This window comes from Mycobacterium sp. E342 (genome assembly GCF_001667665.1).
Taxonomy (GTDB): Bacteria; Actinomycetota; Actinomycetes; order Mycobacteriales; family Mycobacteriaceae; genus Mycobacterium.
Map to the genome: position 1 here is coordinate 1 of NZ_LZJM01000255.1, position 9,280 is coordinate 9,280.

A 9,280-nucleotide genomic window follows, 5' to 3' on the forward strand; every position below is an offset into this window, starting at 1 on the left:
TCGCCAGCCACACCGCGGCGAGGGCCAGCACCACCGACGCCAGCATCATCACCAGAAACCAGCCGGTGCGCACGCCGACCGTGTCCGCCTGCCCCACCGCCGGTGGATTCGGCGGATACTTCACGAACGGCACGAGGTAGACCGCGACGAACGCCGCCGCCGCGAGCAACAGCGAAAGCGCCCGCACCCCAATACCTTTCGCCCGCGCGACGACCACGCAGAACAGCACCGCGAACAGCGCGCCCACCGCGGCACCGTAGATCAACACCCCGAAACCCAGCCCGGCGTTGGACTGCACCCCGCGGCTGAACAGCTCGGCGCCGTGCTCGTGCACGCCATGGGCGTTCTCGGCATCGGCTCGGCCGTCCTCGAAAGCGATCGCGCGACCGATCACCGGCTCGGCGCACAGGCGGGCGAAGACGAAAGCCAGCGCCGCACCGATGGCACCCGCCAGCAGGCCGCGTCCGATCAGACGCTTCTCCACGGGATCAGTGGCAGGGGAAGCCGAGCAGATGGCGCGCGTCGTGCAGGAACTCGTGCACGTGCGAATCACCGCCGAACAGCGATACGGCGCCCTGTTCGACGCCGACGAAGTACAGCGCCGTCAGCGCCAGGAACGCCGTCGCGGTCAACCAGAGCGCGGCGCTGGCCGCCGACAGGTCAACGGATCGGACACGGACAACTCGCTGGCGATCGGACACCGTCGGCTCCTTCTGGGGATTGCGCGTCCCCGTTGGTGACGACGAGTTTCGGGTCTGACTGTGGACAGTGGCGCGACCGTTCTGGAATTTCACCAGATTCCGTTGCTCGTCAGGGCAGAAGTCAGTAAACCACGGGCGGCCGGACAAGCGAAACGGGCGGCGGTCCCGTCAGAGACCAGTCCGGTGGTGGCGATCCGCTTCGCCCGGCTCCGCCGCGCTCGCGATCGCCACACCGCCCGTTTCGAATTGCGCCTACGGCGTTTCGGGGGCCGCGTGCGCCCCGGCCTTCGCCAGGTCCGGCTCGGCCGGCGGCTTGCGTGCCCCGGTGAAGGTGAACACCGCGTCCTCGCCGGCGCTCTCGCCATCCCAGTTGTCCACGTCGACCGTGACCACCTGTCCCGGTCCGACCTCCTCGAACAGGATCTTCTCCGACAGCTGGTCCTCGATCTCGCGCTGGATGGTGCGCCGCAACGGGCGGGCGCCCAGCACCGGGTCGAAGCCGCGCTTGGCCAGCAACGCCTTGGCCTTGTCGGTCAGCTCCAGAGCCATGTCCTTGGTCTTGAGCTGGTTGGCAACCCGGCTGATCATCAGGTCGACCATCTTGATGATCTCGTCCTTGGTCAGCTGGTGGAAGACGATGATGTCGTCGATGCGGTTGAGGAACTCCGGGCGGAAGTGTTTCTTCAGCTCGTCGTTGACCTTCTGCTTCATCCGCTCGTAGTTGTTCTCACCGCCACCCTGGGTGAAGCCCAGGCCGACCGGCTTGGAGATGTCGGACGTACCGAGGTTCGAGGTGAAGATCAGCACGGTGTTCTTGAAGTCCACCGTGCGCCCCTGGCCGTCGGTGAGCCGGCCGTCCTCGAGGACCTGCAACAAGCTGTTGTAGATCTCCTGGTGGGCCTTCTCGATCTCGTCGAACAACACGACCGAGAACGGCTTGCGCCGCACCTTCTCGGTGAGCTGGCCGCCCTCCTCGTAGCCGACGTATCCCGGCGGGGCGCCGAACAGCCGCGACGCGGTGAACCGGTCGTGGAATTCGCCCATGTCGATCTGGATGAGCGCGTCGTCGTCGCCGAACAGGAAGTTGGCCAGCGCCTTGGACAGCTCGGTCTTACCGACACCGGACGGGCCGGCGAAGATGAACGAACCCGACGGGCGCTTGGGGTCCTTCAACCCGGCGCGGGTGCGGCGGATCGCCTTGGAGACGGCCTTGACGGCGTCCTCCTGGCCGATGATCCGCTTGTGCAGCTCGTCCTCCATCCGCAGCAGGCGGGTGGTCTCGGCCTCGGTCAGCTTGAACACGGGGATACCGGTCCAGTTGCCCAGCACCTCGGCGATCTGCTCATCGTCGACCTCGGCGACCACGTCGAGGTCGCCGGAGCGCCACTGCTTTTCGCGCTCGGCCCGCTGGGCGACCAGTTGCTTCTCCCGGTCGCGCAGGCTGGCGGCCTTCTCGAAGTCCTGCGCGTCGATCGCGGACTCCTTCTCCCGGCGCGCGTCGGCGATCTTCTCGTCGAACTCACGCAGGTCTGGCGGCGCGGTCATCCGGCGGATCCGCATCCTCGCACCCGCCTCGTCGATCAGGTCGATCGCCTTGTCCGGCAGGAACCTGTCGTTGATGTAGCGGTCGGCCAGCGTGGCGGCGGCCACCAGCGCCGCATCGGAGATCGACACCCGGTGGTGCGCCTCGTAGCGGTCCCGCAGCCCCTTGAGGATCTCGATGGTGTGCTCCACCGTCGGCTCCCCCACCTGCACGGGCTGGAAGCGGCGCTCCAGGGCGGCGTCCTTCTCGATGTACTTGCGGTACTCGTCGAGCGTGGTGGCGCCGATGGTCTGCAGCTCGCCGCGGGCCAGCTTCGGCTTGAGGATCGACGCGGCGTCGATCGCGCCCTCGGCGGCACCGGCACCGACGAGCGTGTGCAGCTCGTCGATGAACAGGATGATGTCGCCGCGGGTGTTGATCTCCTTGAGCACCTTCTTCAGGCGCTCCTCGAAGTCACCGCGGTAGCGCGAGCCGGCCACCAACGAACCCAGGTCGAGGGTGTAGAGCTGCTTGTCCTTCAGCGTCTCCGGCACCTGGCCGTGCACGATGGCCTGCGCCAGGCCCTCGACGACGGCGGTCTTGCCGACGCCGGGCTCGCCGATCAGCACCGGGTTGTTCTTGGTGCGCCGGCTCAGCACCTGCATCACCCGCTCGATTTCCTTCTCGCGGCCGATGACCGGGTCGAGCTTGCCCTCCATCGCGGCGGCCGTCAGGTTGCGGCCGAACTGGTCGAGGACCAACGACGTCGAAGGAGAGCCCGACTCTCCGCCGCGGCCACCGGTGCCGGCCTCGGCGGCCTCCTTGCCCTGGTAGCCGGAGAGCAGCTGGATGACCTGCTGGCGCACCCGGGTCAGCTCGGCGCCCAGCTTCACCAGCACCTGGGCGGCCACGCCCTCACCCTCGCGGATCAGGCCCAACAAGATGTGCTCGGTGCCGATGTAGTTGTGGCCGAGCTGCAGCGCCTCGCGCAGGCTCAGCTCGAGAACCTTCTTGGCGCGCGGCGTGAACGGGATGTGGCCCGACGGCGCCTGCTGGCCCTGGCCGATGATCTCCTCGACCTGGCTGCGGACGCCCTCGAGCGAGATGCCCAGCGACTCGAGTGACTTCGCCGCGACGCCCTCGCCCTCGTGGATCAGGCCCAACAGGATGTGCTCGGTGCCGATGTAGTTGTGGTTGAGCATCCGGGCCTCTTCTTGCGCCAGGACGACGACCCTGCGGGCACGGTCGGTAAAACGTTCAAACATCGGTGGTTACCTGCTCTCCCTCACCATCGGTACTGGCCTCTTAGCGGCCCACCGGCCCCTGTTGGGACCGGAATCGCATACCTGCCATCCACTGTAATGGTCGGCCTGCCAGGGGGCATAACCTTGCGGTTCCTTGCCGTTCAAGACCCGCGGGCCCGTTTCGGGCGATCTCCCCTGTGATCACAGTGCCGTAACCGGACCAACGTGGCCGGGTGCCAATTCGTTTCCTCAATCCACGGCCGGGCCTTTCGCCGCGAGCGAAATGACAAACCGGCGCCCGGACCGATTGCAGCCCGGGCGCCGGTTTCGCAGTTTGTCAGGTCGCCGCGTGGAACGCGTCGATGACGTCGGCGGGGATGCGGCCCCGCGTCGACACGTTGTGTCCATTGCGGCGGGCCCATTCGCGGATCGCCGCGCTCTGCTCGCGGTCGATCGCGCCGCGGCCGCGCCCGGAGCCGGAACGCCCCCGCCGCCGACCGCCGACCCGGCGGCCGGCTTCCACCCACTGCTTCAGGTCGTTGCGGAGTTTCGCGGCATTCTTGGACGAAAGGTCAATCTCATAGGTCACCCCGTCAAGCCCGAATTCGACCGTTTCGTCGGCTGCGCCGGCACCGTCGAAATCATCGACCAAGGTGACGGTCACTTTTTTCGCCATTAGCTTATCCTCGCATTTCGTCCTGAGCAGTTGCCGAGCAGATTGGCTGCGCCTCCCCGGGTCATCAATCTGCCATAACAAGGAAGCATACTCAATCCGGCCGCAAGGCGCACAGTTGCACTTTTCAACCGGAGTGCGGCCGAACAATCGGGAACAAAACTGTCTCTCGAATTGACAGGCCGGTCAAAGTCATCAACAAGCGATCGATACCCATTCCGGTTCCGGTGCAAGGCGGCATCGCATACTCGAGGGCGGCGAGAAAGTCTTCGTCGAGCTTCATGGCTTCGTCGTCGCCGGCCGCCGCGGCGCGGGCTTGCTCGGCGAATCTCTCCCGCTGCACGACGGGATCGTTCAGTTCCGAGTACCCGGTGGCCAGTTCGACCCCGCGGATATAGAGGTCCCACTTCTCGGTCACGCCGGGGATGCTGCGGTGCTGGCGAGTCAAAGGCGTTGTCTCAACCGGAAAGTCCCGCACGAAGGTGGGCGCGGTGAGCGTGTTGCCCACAGCGTGCTCCCAGAGTTCCTCGACGAGCTTTCCGTGCCCGTACCCGCGATCGCGGGGGATTTCCACGCCAAGCCGCTCCGCGATCGCCCATAGCCGGTCGACCGGCGTCTCGGGGGTGATCTCTTCACCGAGTGCCGCCGACAGCGACGGGTACATTTGAATCGACGCCCATTCTCCGTCTATGTCGTAGACAGTGCCGTCGGGCAGCGGCAGTTGTCGGGTTCCGATCGCCTCGTCGGCGACCTCTTGAATAAGCTCGCGGGTGACGACCGCCGAATCGTCATAGGTTCCGTACGCCTGGTAGGTCTCCAGCATGGAGAATTCCGGAGAATGCGTGGAATCCGCACCTTCGTTTCGGAACACTCGATTTACTTCGAAGACCTTGTCGAAACCACCGACGACGCAGCGCTTGAGGAACAGTTCCGGGGCGATCCGCAGGTACAGATCGATGTCGAGCGCATTGGAATGCGTGACGAACGGTCGCGCCGCCGCGCCGCCCGCCAGCGTCTGCAACATCGGCGTTTCGACTTCGAGAAACCCGCGCCGTTCGAGCGCGTTGCGTATCGCGCGGACCAGGGCGATTCTCTGCCGCGCCACCGTGCGGGCCTGGGGCCGCACGATGAGGTCGACGTAGCGCTGCCGCACGCGCGCCTCTTCGCTCATCTCTTTGTGGGCCACCGGCAGCGGTCGCAACGACTTGGCCGCCATTTGCCAGGAATCGGCCAGGACGGACAATTCGCCGCGGCGTGAGCTGATCACGTTGCCGTGCACGTAGACGATGTCGCCGAGGTCGACGTCGGCTTTCCACGCGTCTAGCGATTCGCGGCCCACCTTGTCGAGGCTGATCATCACCTGCAGGCTGGTGCCGTCGCCCTCCTGCAGGGTAGCGAAGCACAATTTCCCGGAGTTGCGAGCGAACATCACCCGGCCGGCGACGCCGACGACGTCGTCGGTCGCGGTGTCGACCGGCAGGTCGGGATGGTCGGCGCGCACCTGCGCCAGGGTGTGGGTGCGTTCGACGGCGACCGGATAGGGTTCGCGGCCCTCCGCCAGCAAGCGAGCGCGCTTGTCCCGGCGGATGCGGTACTGCTCGGGCAGGTCGACTGCGGCATCCTCACTGGCGTCACTCACGACGTGCCAGCTTAAATGACCTCGTGGGGCGACTCTTACTGGCGGCCCGCCGAGGTTGCCGTCATGGTGGTTGTCCGGTCGCAGCCACGACCACTGGGGCAATCTCGGCGGCGAAAACTCAGCGCGCGGTCTTCAGCCGGCCGCGCTGGGCGTCCCGGTTGCGTTCGAATACCAGCCGCAGTCCGTGCAGGGTCAGGTGCTGGTCGTAATGGCTGGCGGTGTTCAGCTCGGGCAGCAGCAACGGTGCCGTGTGTCCCGTGGCCACCACCGCCACGTCGTCGCCGGCGAAGCCCTCGACGTCCTCGCGGATGCGCCCGACCAGGCCATCGACCAACCCGGCGAAGCCGAACACCGCACCGGACTGCATGCACTCGACCGTGTTTTTGCCCACCACCGAACGGGGGCGGGAGAGTTCGACCCGGCGCAGCGCGGCGGACCGGGCCGCGGCGGCGTCCGAGGAGACCTGCACGCCCGGGGCGATCGCGCCGCCGAGGAATTCACCCTTGGCCGACACCACGTCCACGCAGATCGAGGATCCGAAGTCGATGACGATGGCGGCGCTCTGGAACCGGTGGAATGCGGCCAGGCAGTTGACGATTCGGTCGGCCCCGACTTCCTTCGGGTTGTCGACCAGCAGCGGGATGCCGGTGCGCACGCCGGGCTCGATCAGCACGTGCGGCACCGACGGCCAGTACTGGTCGAGCATGATCCGCACCTCGTGCAGCACCGACGGGACGGTGGACAGCGCGGCGGCGCCGGTGAGCCGCTCGGAGTCGTCGCCGATCAGGCCGTCGATGGTCAGGGCCAGCTCGTCGGCGGTGACCTCGGATTCGGTCCGGATCCGCCAGTGCTGCACAACCTTTGCGTGCTCCTTGGACCCGGAGATCAGCCCCACGACGGTGTGGGTGTTACGGACGTCGATGGCCAGCAGCACGGTTACCGCGCAACGATTCGGGGATCCAACAGCTCGGCGGCGTCTGCGGGGACGAAAGCCGGGTCGTCGCCCAGGTCGATCGGCTTGTTGTCGGCGTCGACGAACACGATCCGCGGCCGGTAGGCCCGCGCCTCGGCCTCTTCCATGGTCCCGTATGCGATCAGGATCACCAGATCGCCCGGGTGCACGAGATGGGCCGCGGCGCCGTTGATTCCGATCACGCCGCTGCCGCGCTCGCCGGTGATCGCGTAGGTGACCAGGCGGGCACCGTTGTCGATGTCGACGATGGTCACCTGCTCGCCCTCGAGCAGGTCCGCCGCGTCCATCAGGTCGGCGTCGATGGTCACCGACCCGACGTAGTGCAGGTCAGCCTGCGTGACGGTGGCGCGGTGGATCTTCGACTTGAGCATCGTCCGTAGCATCAATTCCTCCAAGATGATTCACGGGTGTCCCGATATCCGTCCGGCCCCACGGGTGCCGGCGAAGTTTCGATCTCGAGCGCGATGTTGTCCAGCAGCCTGGTGCTGCCCAAGCGGACGGCGACGAGCAGCCGGCCGGCCCTGCCGACGCCCAACGGGCCCAGGTCCGGGGCGCGCAACTCGAGGTAGTCGACCGTGAGCTCGGGCACCGCGTCGAGCACCGCGCGCGCCGCGTCCAGCGCGGCCCGGGGCCCGGCATCGGCGGCGTGCGCCGCCGCGGTCAGCGCCGCCGACACCGCCACAGCGGCCTCGCGCTGGATCGGATCGAGGTAGCGGTTGCGCGACGACATGGCCAGCCCGTCGGCCTCGCGGACCGTGGGCACGCCGACCACGGCGACGTCGATGTTGAGGTCGGCGACCATCTGCCGGATCAGCACCAGTTGCTGATAGTCCTTCTCGCCGAAGAACACTCGGTCGGGCCGCACGATCTGCAGCAGCTTGCACACCACGGTCAGCACGCCGGCGAAGTGCGTCGGTCGCGGTCCGCCCTCGAGGTCGGCAGCCAGCGGGCCGGGCTGCACGGTGGTGCGCAGACCGTCGGGGTACATCTCGGCCGCCGTTGGCGCGAAGACGATTTCGACGCCCTCGCCGCGCAGCAACGCCAGGTCGTCGTCCAGGGTCCGCGGATAGGCGTCGAGGTCTTCCCCCGCGCCGAACTGCAGCGGGTTGACGAAGATCGACACCGCCACCACCGCGCCGGGCACCCGCTTGGCGGCGCGGACCAGGGTGAGGTGGCCCTCGTGCAGCGCGCCCATGGTCGGCACCAGCATCACCCGACGGCCGGTGTGGCGCAGCGCCCGGCTCACGTCGCTGACGTCGCGCGGGCGCGAGTAGACGTTGAGTTCGCCGGCCTTGAAGGCCGGCGGCTTGCCCGGTCTCATCCTGCCAGCACCTCGACGACGTCGGCGGGCGCGTGGGCGCGCCGGGCGGTCCGCAGGGCGTTCACCCGATAGGCCTGCGCCAGTTCCGGGTCGAGCCGGTTCAGTGCGGCCAGGTGCCCGGCGACCGCTTCCGCGTCGCCGCGCGCGACCGGGCCGGTCAGCGCGGCCTGCCCGCGCTGCAGGGTGTTCTCCAGCGCCGCCCGGGCCAGCGGTCCGACGATGCGTTCGGCGATCCCGCCCGGGGAGTCGTCGACGGATTCCTGGCCGAGCAGTTCGCTGCCGCGCAGCGCCGCCCGCAACGCCTCGAGCGCGTCGGCGAGCACCGTCACCAGGTGGTTGCCCGCGTGCGCCAGGGCGGCGTGGTACAGCACCCGCGCTTCCTCGCGCACGCAGAACGGTTCGCCACCCATCTCCAGGACGAGCGACTGCCCGATCGCGTACCCCACGTCGTCGGCCGCGGTGATGCCGAAGCAGGTGTCGGGCAGCCTGCTGATGTCCTCGTCGGACCCGGTGAACGTCATGGCCGGGTGGATCGCCAGCGGTATGCATCCGTCCTGGGTCAGCGGGGCGAGGATCCCGACGCCGTTGGCGCCGGAGGTGTGGGCGACGATCGTGCCGGGCCGCACGGAGGACGTCGCGGCCAACCCGGACACCAGGCCCGCGAGTTCGCTGTCGGGCACGGCCAGCAGCAGCAGCTCATCGCCGGCGGCGACGTCGGGAGGGGGCACCACCGGGGTGTCGGGCAGCCAACGCTGCGCCCGCTGCCGGGACGCGTGGGAGATGGCGCTGCACGCCACGACGACGTGGTCGGCGCGCTCCAGCGCGACACCGAGCGCGGTGCCCACCCGGCCGGCCGAGATGATCCCCACCTTGAGCCTGGCCGGGCGCAAACCGTCGAACTGCACCATCGCAGACGACCTCACAGATTTCTTCGTTCGTTCCGGTCCCACCCCGTGGGTACCGTTCGGTCACTCAAACTGTAGTCGATCACCCGGCGGCACCCAATGTGAGGAAGCTCCCAGCTCAGCCGTCGCGGCGCCGACGGCGGCCCCCCTCCGACGGCTGGACCTGCAGCCGCGCCAACAGGTCGGCGACCGACTGGCCGCCCGTCTGGGCGGCCTCGCCCGGGCTGTCCCTGCCGTCCGGTTCGGAACCGCCGTGCCGGGGTGCGTGTTCCGGGGGTGGCGGCGGGGCCAGCCGCGGTGGT

The 9,280-nt window shown here is 68.2% G+C and carries 9 protein-coding genes and 1 pseudogene; all 10 read right to left on the bottom strand.

Annotated features, from left to right (window positions below):
- The coding region (locus A5692_RS20585) for a CbtA family protein (RefSeq protein ID WP_197514520.1) at nt 1-484 on the bottom strand (484 nt) is incomplete at its 3' end.
- 4 nt (nt 485-488) lie between these two features.
- Entirely contained in the window at nt 489-701 is a 213-nt protein-coding gene (locus tag A5692_RS20590) for a CbtB-domain containing protein (protein ID WP_068059184.1), read from the bottom strand.
- Nucleotides 702-953: 252 nt separating this feature from the next.
- A complete protein-coding gene (clpC1, locus tag A5692_RS20595; protein ID WP_068059186.1) occupies nt 954-3,488 on the bottom strand; it encodes an ATP-dependent protease ATP-binding subunit ClpC in 2,535 nt (844 codons plus the stop codon).
- A gap of 316 nt (nt 3,489-3,804) precedes the next feature.
- The gene (lsr2, locus tag A5692_RS20600) at nt 3,805-4,143 is read right to left on the bottom strand and encodes a histone-like nucleoid-structuring protein Lsr2 (protein ID WP_003875617.1); all 339 of its coding nucleotides are present in this window, start codon (nt 4,141-4,143) and stop codon (nt 3,805-3,807) included.
- Nucleotides 4,144-4,267: 124 nt separating this feature from the next.
- Nucleotides 4,268-5,779 carry a lysine--tRNA ligase gene (lysS, locus tag A5692_RS20605; RefSeq protein WP_068059188.1) on the bottom strand — a complete coding sequence of 504 codons (1,512 nt, stop codon included), beginning with the start codon at nt 5,777-5,779 and terminating at the stop codon, nt 4,268-4,270.
- A 118-nt stretch (nt 5,780-5,897) separates the two neighbouring features.
- The gene (locus tag A5692_RS20610; RefSeq protein WP_068059190.1) at nt 5,898-6,713 is read right to left on the bottom strand and encodes a type III pantothenate kinase; all 816 of its coding nucleotides are present in this window, start codon (nt 6,711-6,713) and stop codon (nt 5,898-5,900) included.
- A gap of 2 nt (nt 6,714-6,715) precedes the next feature.
- A complete protein-coding gene (panD, locus tag A5692_RS20615) occupies nt 6,716-7,135 on the bottom strand; it encodes an aspartate 1-decarboxylase (protein ID WP_067925023.1) in 420 nt (139 codons plus the stop codon).
- Complete coding sequence (gene panC, locus A5692_RS20620; RefSeq protein WP_068059192.1) at nt 7,135-8,073, bottom strand: pantoate--beta-alanine ligase; 939 nt, start codon at nt 8,071-8,073, stop codon at nt 7,135-7,137. The genes panD and panC overlap by 1 nt, the downstream gene beginning before the upstream one ends.
- Nucleotides 8,070-8,981 (bottom strand): Rossmann-like and DUF2520 domain-containing protein, encoded by a 912-nt coding sequence (locus A5692_RS20625; RefSeq protein WP_068059194.1) that lies wholly within the window; start codon nt 8,979-8,981, stop codon nt 8,070-8,072. The genes panC and A5692_RS20625 overlap by 4 nt, the downstream gene beginning before the upstream one ends.
- 115 nt (nt 8,982-9,096) lie before the next feature.
- A pseudogene (locus A5692_RS28550) lies at nt 9,097-9,280 on the bottom strand (hypothetical protein); the annotation flags it as partial.